The sequence below is a fragment of the Saprospiraceae bacterium genome (assembly GCA_016712145.1).
GTDB lineage: Bacteria > Bacteroidota > Bacteroidia > Chitinophagales > Saprospiraceae > Vicinibacter.
In genome coordinates, this window is record JADJRO010000003.1 from 727,463 (window position 1) to 753,427 (window position 25,965).

Sequence of the window (25,965 nt, forward strand, 5' to 3'; positions counted from 1 at the left end):
AACTAATGGATATCCAGCGGTAAAACATTTTTAATATTTTGTACTTCATATTCTATGGTATTCGTAACAGAAATCTCACAAGCAATTTTTAGATCATCCCGATGCAAGCTGACATCGACTTTTCCTGCATAGTTATTTATTGGCTCCTCCAAAACAGCTTTAAAGTTTCTCGCTTCAGCTACTTTCTTAATATATTCCTGAATGAATCGGTGCTCTCGTTGTTTTTCCTTTTCCGTCTCTTTAGTAATAAATTTCTCCGCTTCAACTGCTAAGTCAATTTTTGGATTGGTTACTTCTTCAACTTTTGGTATTTCAAGTTTTTCAATTGGTGTATCTAGTGGTGGCTTTTCTTCTTTAACCACCTTAATAGGCTTCTCCGGTTTAACTGGAATAGTTTCAGCCTGTAAAGCCTCTCTCAATATTTCTTCAACTCTACTCTGATGGAGCGCATACGTTGATCGACAATGATCAATTACCGTCCGCTGTTTGCCTTCAGCTATTAAGGATTCAACTTTTGGGAGCGGAATAAAAGATAAATTGAAATCATGATCTTTTTGTCCAACACGGACAATGGACTGACCAATAGGTAAACTCTGCAAGTCAGTTGAATCAAAATATGAAAATCCACTCTCTAACTTCGTAGCGTCTTTATCTCCACATCTGAAACATACCCGAATAGCGGGATTCGATAAAACAGAGTTTGCAAGTTCAGTATCTCTATGCGCTAATTGATCAAGATCTTGGTGAGCAAGTATTAATCCTAATCCATATTTACGAGCACCAGTGAGGATTGCAGACATTGAGGGGGTAATGAAATTCTGGAATTCATCAATGTAGAAATAGAACGGCTTTCGCTGTTCTGGTGGAATATTTTGTCGTTGTTGAGCAGCTTGGTGTAGTTTGGCCACAAAAAGTGTGCCTAACAAATAACTGTTTTCTTCTCCAATTAGGCCCTGAGCAAGTTTTACCAACAATATCTTTTTGTTTTCAAGAACGTCGCTAAAATCAAGACCTTCTTTTTGAGCCATCATGTTTCTGACAATTCGAGGTCGCAGAAAGGTATCTAATCTTGTAAGAATGGGAGCCACAGTATTTGCTCGAAGTAATTGAAATTCATTTTTCCAGTAATAGATGATATTGGGATCGGTAACAGTTTGAAGGAACTTGTTTCTGAAATTGGATTCAACTAGAAATCGTCTTAAATCAATTAGCGTTCCACCGTTATCACTTTCAAGTATTGCATTGATAGCATTTGCCAACACCGAAGTCATTTGATCACCCCAAGAAGTTGCAAAACGTCTGAATAATGCCACAAGGTCGGATGATAGGATTATCTTTTCTGGATCAGAATATGCAGATAATAGATTAAGACCAATCGGATACTCACTATCGGATGGATCAACTAAGATTACATTTTTCAATCTGTCGTCGGGAATATTTTTTATTACTTCATCAATCAAGTCTCCATGTGGATCAAGAACTGCTATCCCTCTATCTTGATAAACATCTTGTATGATTAGTTTGAGAAGCAAAGATGATTTACCTGCACCAGTGGCACCAATAACATGCATATGACGTAAACGATGTTGATCAGAGAGAGTAACAACCACCTCTTGCCCTAAATGTGCATTAATACCTAATTCAAAAGCATGTCCTGATACATCTGTAGGAGCTTGTTTCGTTTTTCCGGCATAAGCTCGAAGTTTTGGTGAGACAACAGAGCGATCAGGAATATGCACCATTGAAGCAATCTCATTACTATTAAGCAACATTCCAATTCTTCTTGACCTACGGAAGATAATGTCATTGGCATCACAACTTAAAGCTCCCGAAAGTGGAATCAATGTATTACTTCCGCTCCGGTGAAAAGAAAAAAGACTTTGCGCTATTTGCTCCGAAATTATTTGTGCTCTCTCCTGTTTTCCAGCTTGGCCAATGGTTCGAATTACTGTTGCAAACAAAGGACTTGAAACTTTCTCTTTTGCCAGTGGTAACATATCGGCTGCATCTGTAAAGAAAGGGCCTCCCTTGCCATCAGTTAATGACCTATATATACTTTCAGCCCAGGGATTCATTGCTGGTTGAAACAAGATTTGAAGCATACCAAATTCTCCGTCTCCAATTGATTCAAGTGAAGCAATACATCCCGAAAGCGGATCTGGATCAAATTTGTTCCATACTCGAATAGGGCGCATAAATTCATCTCGTAGCCCTACATCATTAACCCAAACCGTTTGAGTGAAATCAATTGAGTTACTTAGATTATTAGGACGTTCATTGATAACAACCCCTGGAGCATAGGCAGCTATATGCGATTTAAAAGCACCCGCCTTATGACTGGTACAAACAAATTGAATTGTAATTCTATCTTTCGTACCGAATATCTCAAATCCTACTATTCCCTCACAGGTTGAAAGCATTAAGAGCAACTGCTCAATATTCTCAAAAGAAATTCTGGTGTCCTTATCAAAATTGATTTGTAATTCTGTTACCGGATTTGAATTTTCATAACTATAAGCTTCAATGGAATAGATCTCTTCCAGTTTTGCGAATGCTTCCTCTCCATACAAAGTTGTTGCTGGTTTTTTGAATAGCCCTAAAGCTTCTCGTATTTGTGGAAAGAATATTGGTCGTTTACCATCATCAATCAGACCAGTTGTTTGAGGCGGGAAATGACCAAAGAATGGAATGAATTCCGATTCTAAATGAACTGGTTCATTAAATACTTTCCAGCCACGCCCTCGTTGTTCCCAAGCATAGAATTGAGTAGTGAGATATTCTGACAGTCCGTAACTCATTTGCCAATCATCCGCAAATCAGCAGTGCGTTCTAATTCGGTAAGACCTCGAATACCTTTGCCTTCTGTAAGTTTTTCTATAGCTGCCAACACACTTTGATGCACACTGGTTCGGAACATCATATCAGTATCCAGTTTGTAATATGTGTCATAGTCGATTCTTGATGCAAAGATTTTCCCGACAAATGGTAGATTTTTCAACATGTCTCCAAGTGGGTCATCCATTTTCCGCATCCACCAAGAAAAGAAAAATCCGGTACCCCACGGTGCGCCGCAAATATGAAAGATATAGTCTCCACGAGAGATTTGGAGATACAAGCGGTGAGCTGATAAAATACCGCTTTCTTTGAATGTTGTGGTATCAGTCTTGATACCAGGAATTTTACGTTCCTTTAAAATTTCTTTGACGAGTCCATAAAAGTCTTCGGGGTCATGTTGGATGTTCGGAATGAGAGTACTCCAGTTCTTTACTGCTTCTGATCTGTTAAACAGAGCGTAGAGAATAAAGGCAAGAATAGCGATGACGAGAATCGTGCTCATGGTTGGTTGGTTTGAGTTAATAAAATAGGGTTTAGGTCGATTTTAGGGCATCGGAAGCAGGGATAGTGAAGCAAATTTAAGAAAAAATTGAAATTGATTAATATCTTGAATTGATGTATTCATGATTATCAATTTCGATTTTTGCCAATTTTTTAAGTGCGCTTGACACTCAATTGTTAGGGATTTCATTTATATCCCAATCAATGTTTAAATGATTAGTAATTAATTTAGCAACTCTGATAGACTCTTCCCATCCACCACAAAATTCAGGACTAAGTGCAATTGTAAAAACGTCAATTAAATCCCAGGATTTCTTAATTTCTTCAGCAGTTAATAAAATATATTCATCAGACAGAAACTGAAAACATTTATCCTCGTTGTCTGTAAAAAAATAGTCGATATCAAGATTAAGAATCCATCTATTTTCTTTTTTTCTATCTATCCAAAAATTTATATTTCCATGCAATTCAATAATTGCAGGTTCATACATCTCAAACTCTTCACTTTTATCACCATCCTGATGTGTAGCAAAATAAGTTAAATTTATTAAGTCAGGATAATATCTCCTTAATATAGTAAAATAATTATCCCATCTGAACACTGGACATAATTGAGATGAAATTCCTAAAGGATTATAATTTATTGAAATAAGTTCATTAATTGAACTATCTCTGAAATTAAATTCAGCACTTTCCAATGCCTTAAGCCAACTGTCTATTTGGCTATCTAATAAATCATAATGTCTGTCTATATGAAAATAGTTATACTTTTTAGATGGATCAATATTTTGCATCCAACACCAACTTGCCGCTAAATGATTATCCATTATATAACATTTTCCACTGTTATAGAGAAAGTTTAGATTGTTTGAGGCGGATCGATTTTTTCCTTTAAATGGAATAAGATGCATAAATTTGATTTATTTAAATTATTAAGTTAGTATAAACAAATAGTTGCAAGTCCGTTTTATATGTCTTACCCAGCCTATTAAATCCAAACTTCGTTAAAATATGAGCCATTGAAGATTTGCGTGTGGTTGCAAACATATTTTCATTTTTAATACGTGCAAAAAAATCGGTAAATTATTTTTGACATAAATTTTGCCCTCTATATTCAGGATGGGTCACCACATAACCTAATTCTTTTATAAACAATTTTCTTTGACTTTCAACACCAGCCGAAATAAATACAGAATCTCTATAAGAGGGCAAAGGATTTTTAAGAGTTGCCGCAGTAATTATTTTATCGTCGTGTAAATAAATTGCAATTAGATCTGCTTTTGATAGGCCTCTTTCAATGAATTTACGATCCACTTGATCTCCTTCATCAATTAAGTCCACAAGTTTAGTTAATATGACTTTGTTAATATTTGTCGGTTTGTCAATTATAGTCTTCATAATATTGGTCTATAACATTGAGTGTGAATAGTATTGCAATTGCTGGCATGTACACTTAACAATATATTTTCAGCTTCTTTTGTATTTATCTTGAAAGAAATTGAATCCAAGATGATAAAATCTATGCATCAGGGCACCCCCTTTATCCGACCATTCAATAGCTTCTATAAGCCGTTTTTTTTCCTCATCCTCTAAGGATTTAAAAAGCCTTGGTGAAATAAAGCCATTTTCAATTTCATTTACCATTAAACTACACGTAACAGATTCCAAATCATCTTTATTTAATTTTTCTAAATCATCCAAAAACTTCATTGATTTTGCGTGTTCAGGAAGACAACTATACAAAATATATGTTTTGGTTTTTGTTGGTATTACAGTAAGGTAAACATGTTCATATTTATCTTTTAGGTTATCTGAGAAATTAAATATTTCATCATCAAAATAAAATTTGGGTGTCATAATGGATGAACATGCTAATGGAACAGTGTAGTCCAATGTATGGGTTAAATATCTTAAATCTCCATAACTTTTTTCTTGAAGTATTCTATTTGCTATTGTTCTATGATGCTCTAATTCGTCTAAAGCGGCTTGACTACCATTAATTCCACTTTCTTGTTCTTTTTTCAATTCTGGTTTATTCCAAAATTTATTGTTTTTGAATGATTTCACCTGTTCTACTTTTCGATGATATTCTTTTGCGAGTGCTCTATAGCTCAGTAGGAATTTATGTTCGTCATTAGTAATATCAACTTCATGATTTTCTATTGGTTGAAATATTTTCGTATCATGCTTATCGCAAAATCCAAAAAAAGTAGAGGCATTCCCTTTGCCAATATTTTCAAATCCCACGTATTGGTTAAATGCATTTGTTTTCATCCTTTGAAAACAAAATACTATCATATTGCCCTCAACTTCATCTTCTATTATATTTAATACACCATTTTTTTGTAAGGAATGAGCGTTTTTAATTTCTCCCTCACATTCTTCATGATTGTAATAAAAGCAATCTTTTGTCCTCCCATCTTTTTCAAATTTTGACTTAGATTCTCTCAGTTCTCTAATTGCTTGTTTTTCCGTTTTCATTTATTTCTGGTTAAAATTCGGGCGCCAAAATAGCAGCTAGTCCGCTCTCAGCGATCACCAAAAGTAACAACTAATTTAATATTTTGAAAGCCAAGTAGCAATGAAAATATTTAAAGGCGGGATCGTTTGAAATTCATTGTATTGATCATGCTTGTTTCTGAAATTTGCAATAATTGAAGAAAAAATCCCTGTAGGTTTCGCCTTACAGGGAATGTAATAGGTGTTTTCATAATGCACGGCCTTATTCGCCTTTCAACTGTCTCCGGTTTAAAATGTAGTCTGCCGCCTTCTGTGCATCAGCAGCAACTTTAAAAATGAACTTGCTATCTTCTTTGAGCACCTTCAACCATCCAGCGAGATATGCTACATTGTTTTCGACAATGTTGTCATAATCAATCTGTACACTTGAACAGAGAAAAGATGCGCCCATTTCTGCTATCAATTCTTCTTTGCTATATGGTATGCCTCCAAATTTTTGTGGATTCATTACTTCTTCTCTTGCAAGACGTGAAGCATGACCGGTTGAGTGGACAAGTTCATGAAAGAATGTTGAGTAGTAGTACTCTGCTGATTCAAACTGCTCAATGGAAGGCATATTTACAAAATCAAGCTCTGGTGCATAACATGCCCTATTTGCGTTGATTTGCCTCAATTCCGGCCTTTTAGGCATGTTCTCGATGATTGACTCACATCTGGCTATTTTCTCATTTGGCTTAAGCTCAATTTCCGGAATCTGAAATTCAAATCCTTCTATGTCCTCAAGATTAAATACATTGTAATACTTGATGAACTTTAGAATCTGAATTTCTTCTCCATTCCTTCGACGTATAGTTGCTTCTTCCTTAGTCAATGTCTTGTCATTTCCATCTTTGTAATACACATCGAAGTAAATGACTTTCTCTGCTTTTGCATCCTTCTTTATACTTCCACCTTGTTCCTTAACCTGATTAAAGGTTAAGAAATATGGGATTGGATGCATGGTGTTGTTCATTAGGATCAGATTGATACCTGTGTAAATATGATCTGTACCATAATTACGAGCCAGTCCATAGGTGCTCCATGTTCTACGCCATGGTGCTACACCGTGCTCAATCAATAAAATGATTTTGTTGGTTACTTCTTCATAAAGATTTGAAGTAATAGTGGTTGCTTCAGTAGTTACTGAATTTTTCATAATGATAAAATTTAATGGTGAATGAATGATTTACTTAGAGCATTCCCTCGTCCGCGAAGGAATAGAAGCCGGAATTCGGCACAAGGATGATGTGATCCAAAAGTGTTATATCAAGAAGTTGTCCAGCGTGCTTTAACTTTCGAGTCAGGTCAACATCCTGTGAACTAGGTTTAAGACAGCCTGAAGGATGATTGTGAGCTACAATTATTCCAGTTGCTAAACCTTTTAATGCTGCCGCAAAGAGAATACGAGCATCTGCAACGGTTCCGGTAATACCTCCACGGCTTAATCGGAGAATGCCTTTTACATAATTAGCTCTATTGAGAAACAAAACATTGAATTCTTCAATCAATGCCATGTTATCGCTCCAATTTGCACGAAATACTTCTTCCGCCGATTGTGAACCTTTAATTATAGGCCGATTGGTAATGCTTAACTTGCCTCGGTACTTAACTTGCACTTCTGCCACACGCCAAAGCGTATTCATGTGGTCGATGCCATTTATTTTTTTCATGTTTTCTGATTTAGATTGTTAAAGAATTTTACTAAACCAGTTTATTCAAGACAGGAAGGAATACCAAGACGGTATAATTTGCCAGATTGGCAATAATTAATAAATGAGGATTAGAATCCTGAATTTTCTATCTTTAGGCAACCATCTTGCCGCTTTATTCGTCTTGAAGACTATTAAGCTAAAAACAAATAATGACTGGAAGTTGGGATTGAATGCTAAAAGGCTTCACCTTAAACTCTGGCTATAATTCAAAATCACAGCAAATATTTTTCAAATGAATCAGATCTTAACAAATTTTATAGCCTTTAAGAGGGCCGGATATTTACTAATTTTAGTGTGCCTGCTAATGGGGTTTCAGCAAGGAAATGCTCAGCATTGCATACCAGGATTTCATTTTTCTGTCGATGGTAAAACGGTTACTTTCAGCGACCAGTCAACCAGCAATGGGACAATTACCTCGTGGGCCTGGAATTTTGGTGATGGTACTACCTCCACTGAACAAAACCCTTCCCATATATATGCAAATCAGGGCACTTATACTGTCTGCCTGAACATCACAGATGACCATGGTTGCACCAGTCACGTATGTCATCAGGTTGTGATTCATCATCCGCCCGCCGGTGTGTGTCATGCTGCTTTTGTTTTTCACCAGACAGACCTTAATCAACCAAATTTTAGTTTTACGGACAAGTCCACCAGTGATGGCACGATCGGTTTCTGGAGCTGGGACTTTGGCGATGGTACCACCTCCTCGGAACAAAATCCGATTCATACTTATGCGAATCCTGGGACTTATACGGTTTGTTTGACAATCACAGATGAAGATGGTGTCTGCAGTAGTCATGTATGTCAGCATGTTGTTGTGCATCATCCACCTGCCGGTGTCTGTCATGCAATATTTGTCTTCCATCAGATTGATCCAGACCAGCAGACCATTAGTTTTACAGACCAGTCCACCAGCGATGGCACTATAGGTACCTGGGCTTGGGATTTTGGTGATGGCAATACCTCCAACGAACAGAATCCTACCCATACTTATACTCATCCAGGCACATACACTGTTTGTCTGATCATAACGGATACTGATGGAGGCTGCACCAGTCATGTATGCCACCATGTAATAGTCCACCATCCTCATGGATTAGGATTAATTGGAGAATCTGTGACTCTACTACCAACGGAATATAATGATTTGAAGGGTGGCAAGTACAATTACTTTGTAAATTACCCCAATCCATTTATGACATCTACAACAATAAAATACGAACTAACAGATGAAGCCGATGTATTAATTGAAATATATGATATGCAGGGCATCAGAACAAGTACAATCAATAACAAAAAAGAATCAAAAGGAGTACACACCCAAGTTATAAATGCTTTTAATCTGAATCCTGGATATTATTATATAAGGATGGCTGTGGGTAAGGAATCATACGTTAAGAAAATAACAGTTGAAAAATAATCCCATCAAAAAATTAAACTTGTGTTTAAAAAGGAGCATTTGCAAAACAAGGCTCCTTAAAAAGCTTATTGGAATATTTTTTTTGTTTAATATAGTTTCTATTTATTATTAAATTTGTAAAGTCAATCAAAATAATTATTATTAAAATTGGTTATCAGGTCATTACATATTATAATTGCTATTAACATGTTGATCTGCTCGTTTGGAGTTCCAATTTTGAGCATATATGTAGTAAGAAAGGTGTTACAGCATGCTTTTATTTTAAACCAAAATCATGTTGTTCAGCTAAAAAGTCAAACTGCCATTCAAACAAAGATCTTCGTAGTCAAACTACGAAAAACTCACCGGTTGAATTCAGTAGAAAGCCCTGTTGTGAAGATCGTACTCACTTCATCAAAGGATCAACACTTGGGATTAAACAAATTGGTATTTCTTTTTGGAAACAACTTGGCTTTGAAAAATCACTACCCTTAGTACCAATTTTTTGCTTCGTTAATAACATTTTATTCCATTCAAGAATTTCATTTCAACATTATAACCCTCCTCAGATCGTCTTTGACATTTATAAGGTGATCCGGATCTATCGTTGTTAACCCTTCCTTTTTAATGTTTCATAGTATCAATCCTCCATCTGTTGGGATTGAAGTTTAATGTATTCATTACAACTGGTTTTTGTTTCATTGAATTTTTAGCAATAATGTCGCAATTAGGCAATACAACAATTAAAGAATTAATCATTAATAAAATCAAAAATTATGAAAAAACTTTTCCTCTTTATGATTCTCATTGCTTTGGGACAATCATCTCAGGCACAAACCGAGGTTATACTTCGTTTTGATCACCGTCTTGATGGCAAAGCCTTTGCTTTAAATCAGGAAGCGACTTCACCGAAAGGTACAAAGTATAAAACCACCCGATTGCAGTTTTACATTTCAGGATTAAAAATTACACATGATGGTAGCCAGGAACTTGCCTTAAATAATGTATATCTTTTTGTAGATCCTTCTAATCCAAATTCAAAAGAGTTTTCATTGGGCACTTTTACCGACATTTCCATTATTGAAAAGATTGATTTTGCAATTGGGGTGGACGCAGCTTCAAATCATTTAGATCCTGCTTCTTATCCTCTTAATCATGCTTTAGCACCTAAAAATCCAACCATGCATTGGGGTTGGACCGCAGGCTACCGTTTTATTTCATTATCGGCAAACGCAGCGAGAACAAATGGTTCATTCTTAGATGTTGTAAATATTGAAGGACTGGGTGATACCAATTTCAAAACAAAATCTTATCCTGCACAAACAATTGTAGAAAATGGTAAAATATATATTGATTTTTTAGCTGAATACAATCTATTACTTGATGGAATTGTAATAGCTGGTGGGGCTAATAATCATGGGGAGACAGGGAGTGCGGCAGTATTGATTGCTAATGGTTCTCAAAAAGTTTTTAGTCCTTTCATACATCATACAGCGACAAAGGATGCATACAATAATTTATATTCTGAAGTAATTTATGGTGGGAATGTTGTTTTTATTAAATATTCGTTTACTTCAAATTCTAAGCTTCAATTCAAATTGTATGACTCGAATGGTAAGACCATGCAGGAATCTACATTAAATACAAAGGAAGGAATACTCAATATTGAAGATCAGGTACCAACGGGAAACTATTTCTATTCTTTTACACAAGAACAGCAAGTAGTATCAACCGGTAAATTAGTGAACAGATAATTGTTTAATATAATGAATTGGAAGCCCGGAATCGGATGTGTTTTTCTGTTTGCATTTGTTTTGATATGCTCATGTCAAAAAGAAGAAACAAAATCAAATACATATTTCGATCTTCCTACTGGGTTTCCAATTCCATCTTTTCCTACGGATAATGAATTTAATCAGTCCAGATTTCTACTTGGGCGAAAGTTATTTTATGATCCGATATTATCCCGCGATTCAACAATTTCTTGTTCTTCTTGCCATATACCAGAGTTTGCATTTACTGACAGAAAAAAGGTTAGTGAAGGAATTATGGACAGAATAGGTATACGTAACGCTCCTTCTCTTGGCAATGTGGTATATCATCCATATTTATTAAGAGAAGGTGGCGTGCCTACCTTGGAAATGCAAGTGGGGGTTCCTATACAGGAGCACAACGAATTTGATGACAATATCCTACTTATCGCAGATAAATTAAACCGACAGGCTATTTACAGAGAAATGAGTCTACAGGCTTACAATCGAATTCCCGATCCATTCGTAATTACCCGATCAATAGCAACTTTTGAAAGAGCTCTCCTTAGTGGAAACTCACCTTATGACACATTTATCAATGGAGATCCAAATGCTTTATCACATTCTGCTCAAAATGGATTAAAACTATTCAACAGTCCTGACTTGAAATGCAGTCAATGTCATTCAGGATTCAACTTTACCAACTATGCATTTTTTAATAACGGATTATATGAACATGATCCTGACGAAGGACGAATGCGACTTACAGGAAAAGAAGAGGATCGTTCATTGTTCAAAGTTCCCTCACTTAGAAATGTCGAAATTACTTATCCATACATGCATGATGGAAGCGTCAACACACTGGAAAAAATCATAGAACATTATGCATCGGGTGGAAAAAACAATGTGCAGAAAAGCAATTTAATTTCCGGATTCATAATTACCGAACAAGAAAAAACAGATCTCGTTAATTTTTTAAAAGCATTAACGGATACCCATTTTATTACGAATCTAAATTATAGAGTCAAATGAAAAATGAATTTCTATTTACCGCTTTAATTATTTTATTCATAACGGCAACATGTAGTAAAGATGATGACAAGCCGGTTTATGATACCACTCCTTATATATTGAACTTAAACGGAGATCTTCCCGATCCTGTAATTCCGGCAGACAATCTACTTACCAAAGAAAAAGTAAAACTGGGAAGAATGCTATTCTATGAAAAAAAAGTTATCCAAAGACTTAACACAAGCCTGCGCTGATTGTCATGCACAAAAAGATGCTTTTACAGACATCAGACCATTCAGTATTGGAGTTGAAAAAATGGAAGGAGGTCGAAATGCCATGCCCATATTTAATCTGGCATTTCACAACAATGGATTCTTTTGGGATGGCCGTGCTCCCTTATTGAGAGACCAGGCTCTAAAACCAATCCAGGATCCACTTGAAATGAATGAAACATTACCCAACATGGTTTCTAAATTACAAAGTGATAAAAAATATGCGGATCAATTTATTCGTGCTTTTGGAAATGATACAGTAAGCTCTTTAAAAGTGAGTCTGGCGTTAGAGCAATTTATGATGACCATTGTAAGCCATGACTCCAAATACGATCAATACCTAAAAGGTGAGGTCGGTTTTACACCAGAAGAATTGCGAGGTAAAGATTTGTTTTTTGCTGAAACAGATCCATTAAATAATCTGAAGGGCGCAGAATGTTTTCATTGTCATGGCGGATATAATTTTACAAATAATGATTACATGAATAACGGTTTGGATGAAGAAGGAAATTTTATAGATCTGGGCAGATTTAATGTAACCAAAAAAGACCTTGATAAAGCAACATTCAAAGTTCCTTCATTACGCAACATAGCTTTGACTCCACCTTATATGCATGACAGCCGGTTTAAAACTTTAGAAGAAGTAATAGATCATTACAATTCAAATGTTAAAAAGTCCAGTACAACCACTGAATTTTTGCAAAACAATTTTTCTGGATTGAATTTGACTGCCCAGGACAAAAAAGACCTCATTGCTTTTCTAAAGACTTTAAATGATCCAACTTACATTAACAATCCGGAATATGCGAATCCATTTTAAAAATTAAATATCATGAAGAGTTCACACCATAACTTAATGATTCTATTTATTATTTCGTTTTTGAAATTGGAAATTAATGCTCAAACATTAATTCCTATTCCTGATACATTATCGGGTAATCCAATTCATATTACTATTAAAGAAGGTGTTAAGCAATTTTATAATGGTTTTAATACCGCAACCATCGGATATAATGGAAATTATCTTGGGCCTACGCTAATTTTAAATAAAGGACAAAAACTAAACTTTCATGTAGTAAACGATTTGTCCGATACCACAACAACACACTGGCATGGATTGCATATAAGTCCAAAGAATGACGGAAGTCCTCATAATCCAATCCTGCCTGGTCAAACTTGGTATCCATCCTTCACCGTGATGGACAATGCTTCGACGTATTGGTATCATCCACATTTACATGGTAAAACGTTTCAACAAGTTATCAAAGGTGCCGCCGGTTTAATCATAGTGAGAGATCCGGAAGAAGCCAAACTAATATTGCCACGTACTTATGGAACTGATGACATACCATTGATCTTTCAATTTCAGACAATGGATGCTGTAACAAAACAAATCAGAGTAAATGATGAATTGGATAATACAACTATGGTCAATGGAACCATTAACCCAATGGTAAATTGTCCGGCACAGATTGTACGATTAAGACTATTAAATGCATCCAGTCATAGGGTGTTTCGATTTGGATTTAAAGATGGACGTACATTTTATCAAATAGCATCCGACGGTGGTTTGTTAAATACACCAATTGCAATGACTAAATTAAATTTAGGCAATGGGGAACGTGCAGAAATTTTAGTTGACTTTTCAGGACAGGAAGGCAAATCATTTTATATCCAACAATATGGGAATGAACTTCCACAAGGATTCATGGGAGGTCCTTCTATGATGGGCATGCAATTGGGTCCCTTGGATAATAAAACATTTGATCTGTTAAAGATTAATGTTTCTACTCAAACACCAAACGCCGTAACTACTATTCCTCAAAATTTAACTACTAACAAATTAATACCAGAATCAGGAGCTGCAGCAAGAACCATTCGATTAACAGCACAACCGATGATGAGTACAACCAATTTTTTTATCAACGCTGTAAAATTTGACGAAGAAGTCATCAATTTCACCGTAAAACAAAATGATGTTGAAATCTGGACTATTACAAATCAAACTATGATGGCTCATCCATTTCACATACACGGTAATCCTTTTTATATTTTATCAATCAATGGTTCTGCACCACCAGCCAATATGCAGGGCATAAAAGATGTAGTAATGATTCCTCCGATGAATGGCTCAGTTAGATTGGTTACAAAATACAGTGATTTTTCTGACCCTGATATACCTTACATGTATCACTGTCATATACTAACTCACGAAGACAATGGAATGATGGGGCAGTTTTTGGTTGCACCGAACACGACCGCAAATGTTGATGAATTAAACTTTAGTGATATTAGGATATTTCCGATTCCTACATATGGATTTTTAACTATTGAGAATAAAAGCATTTTGAAACATATAGAGGCCATAACAATATATGATGTATTTGGAAGAATCATATTAAAGAATAAAATAAAACCAATCGAAAACTTTAAGCAATTAGATTTAAGCGAGCTTACAGCAGGTCAGTTTTTTCTTCACATGCAATCCAGTACTAATGTTCAAATATTTAAAATAATTAAAATTTAAATTGATCTTATTAATTGACAAAACTAAATCGAAAAATCATGAAAAAATTATTATTTCTGTCATTATTGACAATGTCAATAATTCAAGCTGGTCAAAGCAATTCATTAAATTCTTCAATTGACTACAAAAATTTATTTTCTGAATTAACTAGTTTAAACACTTTGGCATTGGATTGGGATATAAAAAATATTAAAATCAAAAGCAAATCGTACTCTCAAATAGGTAATTTCATTATTACCGGAATAGTATATAACAATGGAAACAACCCGATAAATAATTTTAATATCATTTACCAGATCAATAATGAAATTCCAGTTTCAGCGAAAGTAGATGGATTAGCTATAGATTTTGGGGTGTCATATACTTACGTCCATCCAATTCCCTGGATTGCAAATCAAGTTGGATCCTATGAATTAAAAGTATGGGTTGAAGATCTCAATGGCAATGTCGATATGGATCATTCCAACGATACCATTAAAAAAACGATTATCATTGCTGATCCGATTCCAAATATTGTAGACAGTTATTTGTCTTATGTTTCTAAAAAGACGATCATCGGGAATAGCACAAAAGGAGTCAGTGAACCAAGAGATTTGGATTTTCATCCAGTTTTAAGTCGTTATGAATTCTGGGTAATCAATAAAGGTACAGAAGCAAGTGGCGGACGCACTGTGAAATTTTCTAAAGCAGGATTGACGGGCCAAACTTCTATAGTTCAAAAAGATGGAAACTCATATCATTTTATGAGCTTACCAACTGGTATTGCATTTAGTGAAAATGAAAACTTCGCCACATCAACTGGAGTATATGATGCAAATCACAATGGTGGCGATCCATTTACAGGCCCAGCATTATGGTCTAGTGACCCTGCAATCTATGCCAAAACGCCACCCGGAGGAAACGGGAGTCATTTGGACATGCTCCACCAAAGTCCATATAGTATGGGCATTTGCAATGAAAGTGAAAATGTATTTTGGGTAACAGATGGAAATAGTAATGACATTGTAAGATATGACTTTGGAGAAGACCATGGACCTGGTCAAGCCGATCATGGAGATGGAATCATAAGAAGATATGTTGATGCTGAATTTTATTCAGATCCTACACATGATGTTGTCAGTCATCTGGTGTTAGACAAAAATACAAATTGGTTATACTATGTTTCTACTGCCGACAAGAAAGTAAAACGACTAAACATCAACACTGGAACATTTGCGTATAATCTTCCACCGTATGAGCCTGTTGCGGAATATTCAGTATACTCTAACGCAACAGTAGAGGATGTTATAACCACTGGCTTAGTGATACCTTCTGGCATTGAATTATTCAATGATAGACTTTTGGTAAGTGATTTCTCAACCGGCGATATCAATATATATGATATCTCAGGACCTGGTGCAATATTTATGGGCAAAGTTCAAACCATTAATCCCGGTATTATGGGAATAAAAATCGGACCCGATGGTAAAATATGGTATGTAAATAAAACATTGAGTCAGGTGGTCCGATTGGATACTACTGAGACTTTAATAACCGGAAATAAAAATTTAGCCCAAAATATTGAATTAAAAATCTACCCGAATCCAACTTCATCAACCATTACAATTAGTTCTGAAAATATTCCTGAATATATCTCGATAAACAGCATGACTGGAAATATTTTAAAATACGTAAAGCCAAATTCTTCGAATTCAACTATTAATGTTACAGATTTTAATTCCAGCATTTATATGGTCAGGGTTTTTGTTAATAACCAGTTTATAAACCAAAAATTCATTAAAAAATAGTAAAAGCATCTGAATTATCATTAAATATCTTCATTGCTTTTCTCTTTATATATATTTTGTAATGGATATTTTATTAAAAATTAAAAACATATGAAAATGAAAAAGCAAATCATCACAATAACTTTATTACTTACATTGACAATTTTCATGACTTCATGCGGAGGTAAAAACGCTGATAACAAAACAGATAAAACTACTACAGAGCAAACTGAAAATCAAAAATATCAATGCCCCATGAAATGCGAAGGCGAAAAAACTTACGACAAGCAAGGTAAATGCCCCGTATGCAATATGGATCTGGAGCAAGTTAAAAGCAATACATCAAAATGATGACCATGACCACAAGCATTAATTGTATTGTGAGTCAGTAACGCATTCAAGTTTTTCAATTTAGTAATTCTTATATTGGTAGATAAAGCAGTAGTAGTATATTTTACATTTTCTGATCAAATAAGAGAAAACTCTTTTGAGGCAATTTAAATATTGAAGAAAGCAGGAATTAAAAACCTATTACTTACAGGCAACAATGAAAAAGTGGCAAAGAAAGTAAGCGATGAATTAAACATGGACGGATTTTTAACCAATGTATTACCTCATGAAAAACTTGAAAAAGTAAAACAACTTCAGGAAAAAGGTGAATATGTCGCAATGACCGGTGATGGAGTAAATGATGCCCCCGCACTGGCACAAGCAGATGTAGGCATTGCAGTTGGATCAGGAACAGATGTGGCAGCAGAAACAGCAGATATCATATTAGTCAACTCTAACCCAAAAGATATTGCCAGTCTGATTTTATTTGGAAAAGCTACTTATAATAAAATTATACAAAATATTTGGTGGGCCGCTGGATATAATATTATTGCAATCCCATTGGCAGCAGGAGTACTTTACAAATGGGACATCATGCTAAGTCCTGCAATTGGTGCTGTATTAATGAGTTTAAGCACCATTGTAGTAGCTATTAATGCACAACTTTTAAAAAGAAAATTAGCATGATAGAAACAGGACTGACATCAGTGGAAGCAACAAGTCGGCTTGAACAATACGGCCACAATATTATCCAATTTAAAAAGGGGAAACATCCTGTCAGAATATTATTAGCCCAGTTCAATAACCTCATGGTTTATTTGTTGATTTTCGCAGCAGGATTGTCCTTTTGGTTTCAAGAATATCTGGATGCAACAGCAATAATATTAGTAATTCTGATAAATGCAGTTATTGGTTTTTGGATGGAATTACAAGCTGAACACTCCATGAATACATTGAAAAAGATGGCGAGTGTCCCTGCAAAAGTTTTCAGAGATGGGAAATTGCAAGAGAAACCTTCAGAAGAAGTTGTTCCGGATGACATATTATTTGTGGAAGCAGGTGACATGATATCTGCAGATGCAAGGGTAATTAGTGCTATTCAACTTTCAGTAAATGAAGCCTCACTTACTGGAGAAGCAATGCCTGTTGAAAAAAATGAAATAGAAATTTCTAAAGATGTTCCAATATCTGAATGTACCAATATGTTGTACAAAGGAACTTATATCACTAATGGCAATGCAAAAGCAATAGTGGTGGCAACAGCAATGCAAACCGAACTTGGCAAAATCGCTCATTTGGTGCAAGAGGCTGAGCAATCGGCTACTCCGCTTGAAAAGAAATTACAAGTTTTCAGTCGCAAGCTAATTTACATCACAATTGCTCTGGTTGTCCTTATTTTTATCGTAGGATTATTTACACATGGAGATTACGTGGAAATGCTTGAAACAGCTATCGCACTTGCCGTGGCTGCTATTCCAGAAGGACTTCCCATTGTAGCTACTCTTGCCCTGGCTCATGGCATGATGAAGATGGCAAAGCATAACGTGATTGTAAAAAAACTATCTGCTGTAGAAACATTGGGTGGCACAACAATTATCTGCACCGATAAAACCGGAACACTTACTCAAAACAAAATTGAAGTAACGGAAGTAATTTCAGCAGATGAAAATTCTGAAAAGAACAAACAGTTATTGTATCAGATTGCAGTCTTATGTAACACAGCATCAATTCAGGTTTCAAGAAATGATACAAAAGAAATTGGCGACCCTCTTGAAACTGGTTTATTAAAATATGCATACAAGCATGGAATTGACATTGAACAAATGAGGCAACAATTCCAAAAAATTGATGAAGTTTCTTTTTCTTCCGAATCCAAAATGATGGCAACATTGCATAGTAATGGTAAAGGTTTCATAGTTTACACGAAAGGTGCAGCAGAAGAAATCCTAAAACAATGCACTCATATTTATAAAGATTCTGAATTCTCTATATTATCCAATGAGAAAAGAGAAGAATTGAAATTGTTATCAGAAAAACTTGCTGCATCAGGCTTACGAGTAATTGCCGGAGCATATAAAGAAGCTTCTTCTAAAAATATTTCACTTACAAATGATTTAGTTTATTCCGGACTTTATGGAATGATGGATCCACCTGCTGCTGATGTTTACGAAGCCATAAAGGAGTGTAAGGATGCAGGAATTCATGTTGTAATGATTACAGGCGACCATCCTGCAACCGCCAATTTCATAGCAAATCAACTTCATATTTCGGGAAGTAACGAACCTGTCTTAGGAAAAAACATGCTCCCTTATTCACAGTTAAGCATAAAAGACAAACAGGTTTGGATGAACACTGCCGTTTTCGCAAGAGTTTCCCCTTCCCATAAACTTGATTTGGTGACTGTGCTGCAGGAAAAGGGAAACATTGTAGGCATGACCGGCGACGGAGTAAATGATGCCCCAGCGTTAAAAAAGGCAGACATCGGTATATCTATGGGAAAAAGAGGAACTCAAGTAGCACAGGAAGTATCAGACATGGTATTGAAAGATGATGCTTTTTCTTCCATTGTTCATGCCATTAAACAAGGGCGGGTTATTTTTAGCAACATACAGAAATTTGTTATTTACTTACTTTCATGCAACATGAGCGAGTTATTTGTAGTATCGATAGCTGCCTTATTAAACCTGCATTTCCAACTATTTACCTTACAAATATTGTTTATTAATTTAATAACAGATGTGCTTCCTGCTCTTGCTTTGGGTTTGAGCGAAGGAAATCCTTCAGTGATGAAACATAAGCCTCGTAATCCTGCTGAACCACTTTTAATAACCAAACAATGGTATGCCATATGGATATATGCAACTATTATTTCAATTTGCACACTTGGAGCTGTGTTTATAAGTCATTTTTTTATTCATACCGGAACAAAATTTGATCCGAAATTGTGTAATAATATTTTGTTTTTTACACTCATCTTTTGCCAGTTGATTCATGTGTTTAACATGGCTTCTACAAAGTCGCCATTCTTTAAATCTGAAGTTTTCCTAAACAAATATGTATGGTATTCATTATTGTCAAGTACCCTTATAATACTATCCGTTTTTTTTATTGCACCAGTGAGTAAAGCATTAAATGTTCAACCACTAAAAGCATATGATTGGTTGGTAATAATTGTTTCTGCAACTGTTTCTTTACTCGCAATACAACTTTTGAAACGCACTAAAATAATTCATGATGAAAATTAATATAGTGAATACAAATATCCAATCTGCTTTTCCTGACAATCATGAATTTCACGATTTTATAGATATGGAATTTCATAGCGATGAAGAATTGGCTGTTTATGATAATTTTCATAAGATAATGAAGATTAACTGTGCTCTGCAAAACTCCTTGTTATAAATGAATAACAATCCTTCACATCATCTCAAAATAATAAACCTCGGCATTGACACCTATCGGGAAAACATTATCTATATGCGTTCTGATTGTCATGTATGCCTCTCTGAAGGATTTACTGCTCTTACAAGGGTAATTGTTAACTGTCTTGATAAAAGTATAATTGCAACACTTAATGTTGTACAATCCGAACTAATTAAACATGGTGAAGCAGGGCTTTCAATTGAAGCAATCAAAAGATTAAATGCACAAGCTGGAGATGTGATAACTGTTTCACACTTGCGACCTATTTCTTCTGTAGGGTTAGTTAGAGCTAAAATATTTGGGAAAGAATTAACTGAAAATGAATTGGAGCAGATTATTTCAGATATTGCCAAAGGACATTATTCTAATATTGAACTGGCTGCATTTATTACCGCTACCGCGGGAAATCAACTTTCATCAAATGAAATTATAAGCCTTACTAAGGCAATGGCACGTTCTGGAAAAAAATTAGATTGGAATGAAAATTATGTTTATGACAAACATTGTGTGGGTGGTTTACCCGGAAACCGTACTACCCCTATCGTAATAAGTATTGTAGCAGCTGCGGGATTAACCATTCCAAAAACATCTTCCCGGGCAATAACATCACCTGCGGGAACAGCAGATACCATGGAAGTGATGACCAATGTGGAACTAACCATCAACCAAATGAAGGATGTGATTAACAAGGAAAACGGTTGTTTGGTTTGGGGCGGTTCAGTTAACTTAAGTCCCGCAGACGATATTCTCATTTCCATAGAAAAAGCACTTGACATTGATAGCGAAGGACAAATGATAGCTTCTGTACTCTCTAAAAAGGCAGCAGCAGGAGCAACCCATGTGGTGATTGATATTCCGGTTGGCGAAACAGCCAAAGTTCGAACATTAGAAAAAGCAAAAGAGCTTAAAGCTCAATTTGAAATTGTTGGTCAAAAAATTGGATTAAAGTTAAAAGTGGTAATTACTGATGGAACACAACCTGTTGGAAGAGGCATCGGTCCCGCATTAGAAGCAATGGATGTTCTAAACGTGCTTAGAAATGAAACAGATGCTCCAATGGATTTAAAACAAAGAGCATTATCACTTGCTGGTATAGTTTTAGAATTATCAGGCAATGTAAAAGGAGTGAGTGGAGTAAACCAAGCAGCAGAAATATTATCGAACGGAATGGCTTACAAAAATTTATCGCTATTTGTAATGCTCAGGGGCGTTTTACAGAACCTTCATTTGCTACTTACAAACAAGATATAATCTCTAATCAATCTGGCGAGGTGGAGAAAATTGATTGCAGGCGACTCGCAAAACTTGCCAAACTTGCGGGAGCGCCAAAATCTCCAAAAGCCGGAATATCGTTTCAATCACCTTTAAACAAAAAGGTAAACAATGGAGATGTTTTGTTTACCATTTATGCTGAAGCGAAAGGTGAATTGGATTATGCATTGGATTATTATAAAAGTCAACCCGACATTGTTAATATAAAATGATGAAACGTGAAATCATACTTTTTGGATTACCAGGCAATGAAACTATCGTTGAGGCAATAGTAAAAAATTATAACGTTAAGAAAGGTGAAATGACTGTTCGAAATTTTCCGGACGGAGAAACATATATTCGCATCCATTCAGATGTAAAAGGTAAAAAAGTGATAATGGTTTGTACATTAGACCGCCCCGATGCAAAACTTTTACCTTTATACTTTTTATCCAAAACCGCAATGGAATTGGGTGCTGAATGCACCTGCTTGATTGCTCCTTATCTTGCGTATATGCGGCAAGACAAACAATTCCACACCGGAGAAGGGATTACTTCAAAATATTTCGCTTTACTGATTTCCAACTTTGCTGAAACGATAACCACTGTTGACCCTCACCTTCACAGATATGGTTCTTTGTCTGAAATTTATTCGGTTCCTACAACTGTAGTTCATGCTGCAAATCACATTTCCAAATGGATTATAAATAATATTTCAAATCCTGTATTGATCGGTCCTGACAGCGAAAGCGGTCAATGGGTCTCTGAAGTAGCGAAAAACGTAGATGCTCCTTTTATTGTCTTGGAAAAAATCAGGCATGACGACCGAAATGTTGAAGTTTCAATTCCACAAGTAGAAAAATATTATAACCACACACCTGTGTTGGTTGATGATATTATTTCTACTGCCCGAACTATGATTGAAACTGTTGGGCATTTACAAAAAGTGGGTATGAAAGCTCCTGTTTGCGTTGGCATTCATGCTGTATTTGCTGGAAATGCTTACCAGGATTTATTAAACACGGGAGTAAAAAAAGTAATTACCTGTAACACTATTCCGCACGTAAGTAACAGGATTGATGTAAGTGATTTGTTTTACAATTTATTTGAGTAATAATGAACAGAATAAACAAAAGTCTTCTCATTTTCAGTTTATACTCTCTGCTTGTAGGTATAGTATTGTTATTTTTACCAAATATCATTTTACCTTTTTTTAGTCTTCCTGTTTCGGGTGAACCCTGGTTGAATTTATTAGGATTTGTGCTGCTCTGTTCTTCCTATTATTATTACCGTTCGGCATTATCGGGTAACAGGCAATTTGCGATATACACAATTCATACCCGATTTGCGGCCCCTTTGGTGGTTGCTTATCTTATGCTCTCAGGCAAAGCCGACTGGCATTTTTTATCGTTCGGAATTATTGACGGTTTGGGTGGATTGTGGACTTGGTTTGAACTGAAACGAAATAGAGTATAAAACAGAATTAGGATGATTGAAAAAATAATTTCATGGTCAACGCATAACCGCTTCTTTGTTTGGATCGGCATTGTGATGATTGTTGTGGGAGGAGTTTGGTCAATAATGAATACAGCTGTTGATGCTATTCCTGACCTTTCAGAAAATCAGGTAATCGTATATACCGAGTGGATGGGACGCAACCCGCAAATCATGGAAGACCAAATTACCTATCCATTGGTTTCTAATCTGCAAGGCATTCCAAATGTAAAAGCTATTCGTGCTGCATCGATGTTCGGCATGAGTTTCATCTTCGTCATTTTTAATGATGATGCAGAAATTTATTGGGCAAGAACACGCGTGTTGGAGCGATTGAATTTTGCACAGCAAGCATTACCACAAGGAGTGACTCCTTCACTCGGTCCTGATGGCACCGGTGTAGGACATGTGTTTTGGTATACACTTCAAGGCGATGGATACGATTTGGGAGAACTGAGAGCTTTGCAGGACTGGTATGTTAAATTCGCCCTTCAAAATGTAGAGGGCGTTAGTGAAGTTGCCTCATTTGGCGGATTTCAGAAACAATATCAGGTAAGCATTAATCCACATAAGCTTGTTTACTATAATGTTTCAGCAATGGAAGTAGCAAATGCATTGAAAGCCAATAACCGGGATGTAGGTGGAAGTATATATGAAATGAATCGAATGGGTTATATGATTAGAGGATTGGGATATATAAAGGATATAAAAGACATCGAAGAAATTTCAGTAGGTGCAATGAAGTCAATTCCAATCAGAATGAAAGATGTTGCAGATGTTCAAATGAGCAGCGACATCCGACTTGGGATAGTAGATGAAAACGGAGAAGGCGAAGTTGTTGGTGGTGTGGTAGTCGCGCGATACGGAGAAAATGCCAAAGAGGTAATTGACCGGGTAAAAGAAAGATTAAGCGATGTGGAAAAAGGCCTTCCCCCCGGAACAAAAATTAAAATCGCTTACGACCGCAGCAACCTGATAGAAGCTGCAATTGCTACATTGAAAGAAGCATTAATTGAAGAAATCATTGTGGTTTCTCTCATTGTGTTACTTTTCCTTTTTCATGTGCGAAGCGCAGCAGTTGCAATTGTTACTATTCCCCTCTCGGTGTTGATTGGCTTTATGCTGGTAAAACTATTTGGTATTTCACTCAACATCATGTCGCTTGGTGGCATTGCATTAGCTATTGGCGATTTAGTAGATGCCGGAATTGTAATGACAGAAAATGCTTATAAAGGATTGGTAAAAGCGGTTGTAAAAACTAACGAATAATGGAAAAGCAAAGAATAGGTAACACAAGAGAATTAAGCGAAGATGAACGCATCAAAATCATTGAACGTTCGTCACGCACAGTAGGGAGAGCTGTTTTCTTTTCGATACTCGTAACACTTATATCCTTCGCTCCGATTCTGTTTTTAGAAGGGCAGGAGAAAAAACTTTTCTCACCATTGGTATATACAAAAACATTTGTAATGATTGGATCTGCAATTGTTGCATTGTTTATTGTACCAATGTTGTTGCGTTCTTTAATGAAAGGTAAATTAATTCCTGAAAGTAGAAATCCAATTGCCAATTTCTTCATAAAAATTTACAGCCCTGTTTTACATCTTTGTCAGAGCTGGAAAAAGACAGTAATTGTCATATCTGTTCTTATTTTATTAGGAAGTATCCCTTTCGTATTGCGATTGGGTTCGGAGTTTATGCCACCGTTGGATGAAGGTTCACTTTTGTTTATGCCAGTTACCCTGCCCGATGTTTCCAACAACGAAGTCAAACGAATTTTACAAGTGCAGGATAAAATCATCAGCAGTTTTCCCGAAGTAGAAAATGTGCTGGGAAAAGCAGGTCGCGCTTATACGGCCACCGACAATGCTCCTATGAGTATGATAGAAAGCGTCATCATACTTAAGCCAAAATCGCAATGGCGCAAGGACATGACCACCGAAAAACTGATTTCGGAGTTGAATGCAAAAGTGCAGATACCGGGAGTAACAAATGGTTGGACACAACCCATTATCAATCGCATCAATATGCTTTCAACCGGTGTGCGAACAGATATTGGAATAAAAATATACGGACAAAACTTAGATACCATTTACAAGTTTTCACGTCAAATTGAAAAATCATTACAAGGTATTGAAGGCCTTGCCGATCTATATGTAGAGCAACTCACCGGAGGAAAATACCTTGATATTAAAATTAAGCGGGAAGAAATTGCCAGATACAATCTATCTATCGAGGAAGTAAACATGATAATTGAAATGGCTTTGGGTGGCATGAAATTGACAAATACGGTTGAAGGCCGCCAGCGGTTTAGTATTGCCATGCGTTTGGCGCAGGACTTTCGGAGTGATCTGTCAGAAATAAAACGAACCCCAATACAAACTTCCGATTATGGTGTCATTCCTTTATCCGCAGTGGCAGATTTACAAATTTCTGAAGGCCCTCCCATGATAAATTCAGAAAACGCAATGCTCAGGGGAACTGTATTATTTAATATTCGTGGCAGGGACATGGGGAGCGTAGTGAAAGATGCTAAAACAAAAATTGAAAGTGATTTCAAAAATCTTCCTAAAGGCTACTTCATCAACTGGAGCGGACAATATGAAAATAAAGTTCGTGCAGAAGCCCGTTTGAAAATTATTATTCCCATTACACTCCTCATCATAGCGTTTGTTTTGTTCTTTACTTTCCATTCAGCTAAAGAAATGTTGATTGTGCTATCCAGCATACCAATTGCACTTATCGGGGGCGTGTATTCTATGTATTTCTTTGAAGTCAATTTTTCTGTTGCAGTTGCAGTAGGATTTATTGCACTGTTTGGCATCGCAGTGGAAACCGGCGTTCTAATGTTAGTTTATATGAATGAAGCATTGCGAGAAAAAATAGAACAAAAGAAAACAGCAGAACTATCGCAGGAAGAAATTCAATCAGCGGTGTTTTCGGGGGCCGTGATGCGTGTTCGGCCTAAACTAATGACCGTTATGGCAGATATGATTGGACTTATGCCAATTCTTTTAGCAACTGGCGTTGGAAGCGATGTAATGAAACCGATTACCATACCTTTTGTATTTGGACTTATTACTTCCACCCTTTTTGTGTTAATCGTGTTGCCTGTAGTTTACCAATTGGTGAAGGAGCGTGAAATGAGAAAACATGGAAAAGTAGAATATTTAGAAATAATAGATTAAGAA

General features: G+C 36.0%; 20 protein-coding genes and 2 pseudogenes. 15 read left to right on the plus strand and 7 right to left on the minus strand.

What is annotated here, in order from left to right; all coding sequences use genetic code 11:
- Positions 1–2: 2 nt before the first annotated feature.
- The 7 genes from IPK91_15655 to IPK91_15685 all read right to left on the minus strand — a co-directional run bounded on the left by IPK91_15655 (position 3) and on the right by IPK91_15685 (position 7,478).
- On the minus strand, positions 3–2,798 hold the full coding sequence (locus IPK91_15655) for a type IV secretion system DNA-binding domain-containing protein (GenBank protein MBK8298680.1): 2,796 nt from the start codon (positions 2,796–2,798) through the stop codon (positions 3–5).
- Positions 2,795–3,337: a hypothetical protein gene (locus tag IPK91_15660; GenBank protein ID MBK8298681.1), complete on the minus strand. Its 543-nt coding sequence runs from the start codon at positions 3,335–3,337 to the stop codon at positions 2,795–2,797. The genes IPK91_15655 and IPK91_15660 overlap by 4 nt, the downstream gene beginning before the upstream one ends.
- A gap of 169 nt (positions 3,338–3,506) precedes the next feature.
- Positions 3,507–4,163 (minus strand): hypothetical protein, encoded by a 657-nt coding sequence (locus IPK91_15665; GenBank protein ID MBK8298682.1) that lies wholly within the window; start codon positions 4,161–4,163, stop codon positions 3,507–3,509.
- A 256-nt stretch (positions 4,164–4,419) separates the two neighbouring features.
- Entirely contained in the window at positions 4,420–4,734 is a 315-nt protein-coding gene (locus IPK91_15670; protein ID MBK8298683.1) for a hypothetical protein, read from the minus strand.
- 69 nt (positions 4,735–4,803) lie between these two features.
- Entirely contained in the window at positions 4,804–5,817 is a 1,014-nt protein-coding gene (locus IPK91_15675) for a hypothetical protein (GenBank protein ID MBK8298684.1), read from the minus strand.
- Positions 5,818–6,058: 241 nt separating this feature from the next.
- Positions 6,059–6,991: a DUF1738 domain-containing protein gene (locus tag IPK91_15680; protein ID MBK8298685.1), complete on the minus strand. Its 933-nt coding sequence runs from the start codon at positions 6,989–6,991 to the stop codon at positions 6,059–6,061.
- A gap of 34 nt (positions 6,992–7,025) precedes the next feature.
- Positions 7,026–7,478, minus strand: coding sequence for a JAB domain-containing protein (locus IPK91_15685; GenBank protein ID MBK8298686.1), 453 nt, complete (start codon positions 7,476–7,478; stop codon positions 7,026–7,028).
- A 301-nt stretch (positions 7,479–7,779) separates the two neighbouring features.
- Here IPK91_15685 and IPK91_15690 point away from each other — a divergent pair, with 301 nt between their 5' ends.
- From IPK91_15690 to IPK91_15760, 15 genes and pseudogenes are all read left to right on the plus strand, one after another.
- Positions 7,780–8,970 carry a PKD domain-containing protein gene (locus IPK91_15690; GenBank protein ID MBK8298687.1) on the plus strand — a complete coding sequence of 397 codons (1,191 nt, stop codon included), beginning with the start codon at positions 7,780–7,782 and terminating at the stop codon, positions 8,968–8,970.
- 755 nt (positions 8,971–9,725) lie between these two features.
- On the plus strand, positions 9,726–10,703 hold the full coding sequence (locus IPK91_15695) for a T9SS type A sorting domain-containing protein (GenBank protein MBK8298688.1): 978 nt from the start codon (positions 9,726–9,728) through the stop codon (positions 10,701–10,703).
- 12 nt (positions 10,704–10,715) lie between these two features.
- Complete coding sequence (locus tag IPK91_15700) at positions 10,716–11,732, plus strand: cytochrome-c peroxidase (GenBank protein MBK8298689.1); 1,017 nt, start codon at positions 10,716–10,718, stop codon at positions 11,730–11,732.
- Positions 11,729–11,965 carry a hypothetical protein gene (locus IPK91_15705; GenBank protein ID MBK8298690.1) on the plus strand — a complete coding sequence of 79 codons (237 nt, stop codon included), beginning with the start codon at positions 11,729–11,731 and terminating at the stop codon, positions 11,963–11,965. Before IPK91_15700 ends, IPK91_15705 begins: the two co-directional genes overlap by 4 nt.
- On the plus strand, positions 11,922–12,803 hold the full coding sequence (locus IPK91_15710; protein MBK8298691.1) for a c-type cytochrome: 882 nt from the start codon (positions 11,922–11,924) through the stop codon (positions 12,801–12,803). Before IPK91_15705 ends, IPK91_15710 begins: the two co-directional genes overlap by 44 nt.
- A gap of 12 nt (positions 12,804–12,815) precedes the next feature.
- Positions 12,816–14,510 carry a multicopper oxidase domain-containing protein gene (locus IPK91_15715; GenBank protein ID MBK8298692.1) on the plus strand — a complete coding sequence of 565 codons (1,695 nt, stop codon included), beginning with the start codon at positions 12,816–12,818 and terminating at the stop codon, positions 14,508–14,510.
- Positions 14,511–14,548: 38 nt separating this feature from the next.
- Positions 14,549–16,297 (plus strand): T9SS type A sorting domain-containing protein, encoded by a 1,749-nt coding sequence (locus IPK91_15720; protein MBK8298693.1) that lies wholly within the window; start codon positions 14,549–14,551, stop codon positions 16,295–16,297.
- 96 nt (positions 16,298–16,393) lie between these two features.
- Positions 16,394–16,627, plus strand: a complete 234-nt coding sequence (locus IPK91_15725; GenBank protein ID MBK8298694.1) for a hypothetical protein — start codon at positions 16,394–16,396, stop codon at positions 16,625–16,627.
- A gap of 111 nt (positions 16,628–16,738) precedes the next feature.
- Positions 16,739–17,293, plus strand: a pseudogene (locus IPK91_15730) (HAD-IC family P-type ATPase).
- On the plus strand, positions 17,290–19,851 hold the full coding sequence (locus tag IPK91_15735) for a cation-translocating P-type ATPase (GenBank protein MBK8298695.1): 2,562 nt from the start codon (positions 17,290–17,292) through the stop codon (positions 19,849–19,851). Before IPK91_15730 ends, IPK91_15735 begins: the two are co-directional and overlap by 4 nt.
- 157 nt (positions 19,852–20,008) lie before the next feature.
- A pseudogene (locus tag IPK91_15740) lies at positions 20,009–21,513 on the plus strand (thymidine phosphorylase family protein).
- Entirely contained in the window at positions 21,513–22,394 is an 882-nt protein-coding gene (locus IPK91_15745; GenBank protein MBK8298696.1) for a ribose-phosphate pyrophosphokinase, read from the plus strand. Before IPK91_15740 ends, IPK91_15745 begins: the two are co-directional and overlap by 1 nt.
- Positions 22,395–22,396: 2 nt before the next feature.
- The gene (locus IPK91_15750) at positions 22,397–22,756 is read left to right on the plus strand and encodes a hypothetical protein (GenBank protein ID MBK8298697.1); all 360 of its coding nucleotides are present in this window, start codon (positions 22,397–22,399) and stop codon (positions 22,754–22,756) included.
- A gap of 12 nt (positions 22,757–22,768) precedes the next feature.
- Complete coding sequence (locus IPK91_15755; protein MBK8298698.1) at positions 22,769–24,043, plus strand: efflux RND transporter permease subunit; 1,275 nt, start codon at positions 22,769–22,771, stop codon at positions 24,041–24,043.
- Positions 24,043–25,962 (plus strand): efflux RND transporter permease subunit, encoded by a 1,920-nt coding sequence (locus tag IPK91_15760; GenBank protein MBK8298699.1) that lies wholly within the window; start codon positions 24,043–24,045, stop codon positions 25,960–25,962. The genes IPK91_15755 and IPK91_15760 overlap by 1 nt, the downstream gene beginning before the upstream one ends.
- Positions 25,963–25,965 lie beyond the last annotated feature (3 nt).

Coding starts and splice junctions, on each gene's coding strand:
- IPK91_15655 (MBK8298680.1), bottom strand. CDS start 2,798: ATGAGTTACGGACTGTCAGAATATCTCACTACTCAATTCTATGCTTGG.
- IPK91_15660 (MBK8298681.1), bottom strand. CDS start 3,337: ATGAGCACGATTCTCGTCATCGCTATTCTTGCCTTTATTCTCTACGCT.
- IPK91_15665 (MBK8298682.1), bottom strand. CDS start 4,163: ATGGATAATCATTTAGCGGCAAGTTGGTGTTGGATGCAAAATATTGAT.
- IPK91_15670 (MBK8298683.1), bottom strand. CDS start 4,734: ATGAAGACTATAATTGACAAACCGACAAATATTAACAAAGTCATATTA.
- IPK91_15675 (MBK8298684.1), bottom strand. CDS start 5,817: ATGAAAACGGAAAAACAAGCAATTAGAGAACTGAGAGAATCTAAGTCA.
- IPK91_15680 (MBK8298685.1), bottom strand. CDS start 6,991: ATGAAAAATTCAGTAACTACTGAAGCAACCACTATTACTTCAAATCTT.
- IPK91_15685 (MBK8298686.1), bottom strand. CDS start 7,478: ATGAATACGCTTTGGCGTGTGGCAGAAGTGCAAGTTAAGTACCGAGGC.
- IPK91_15690 (MBK8298687.1), top strand. CDS start 7,780: ATGAATCAGATCTTAACAAATTTTATAGCCTTTAAGAGGGCCGGATAT.
- IPK91_15695 (MBK8298688.1), top strand. CDS start 9,726: ATGAAAAAACTTTTCCTCTTTATGATTCTCATTGCTTTGGGACAATCA.
- IPK91_15700 (MBK8298689.1), top strand. CDS start 10,716: ATGAATTGGAAGCCCGGAATCGGATGTGTTTTTCTGTTTGCATTTGTT.
- IPK91_15705 (MBK8298690.1), top strand. CDS start 11,729: ATGAAAAATGAATTTCTATTTACCGCTTTAATTATTTTATTCATAACG.
- IPK91_15710 (MBK8298691.1), top strand. CDS start 11,922: ATGAAAAAAAAGTTATCCAAAGACTTAACACAAGCCTGCGCTGATTGT.
- IPK91_15715 (MBK8298692.1), top strand. CDS start 12,816: ATGAAGAGTTCACACCATAACTTAATGATTCTATTTATTATTTCGTTT.
- IPK91_15720 (MBK8298693.1), top strand. CDS start 14,549: ATGAAAAAATTATTATTTCTGTCATTATTGACAATGTCAATAATTCAA.
- IPK91_15725 (MBK8298694.1), top strand. CDS start 16,394: ATGAAAAAGCAAATCATCACAATAACTTTATTACTTACATTGACAATT.
- IPK91_15735 (MBK8298695.1), top strand. CDS start 17,290: ATGATAGAAACAGGACTGACATCAGTGGAAGCAACAAGTCGGCTTGAA.
- IPK91_15745 (MBK8298696.1), top strand. CDS start 21,513: ATGAAACGTGAAATCATACTTTTTGGATTACCAGGCAATGAAACTATC.
- IPK91_15750 (MBK8298697.1), top strand. CDS start 22,397: ATGAACAGAATAAACAAAAGTCTTCTCATTTTCAGTTTATACTCTCTG.
- IPK91_15755 (MBK8298698.1), top strand. CDS start 22,769: ATGATTGAAAAAATAATTTCATGGTCAACGCATAACCGCTTCTTTGTT.
- IPK91_15760 (MBK8298699.1), top strand. CDS start 24,043: ATGGAAAAGCAAAGAATAGGTAACACAAGAGAATTAAGCGAAGATGAA.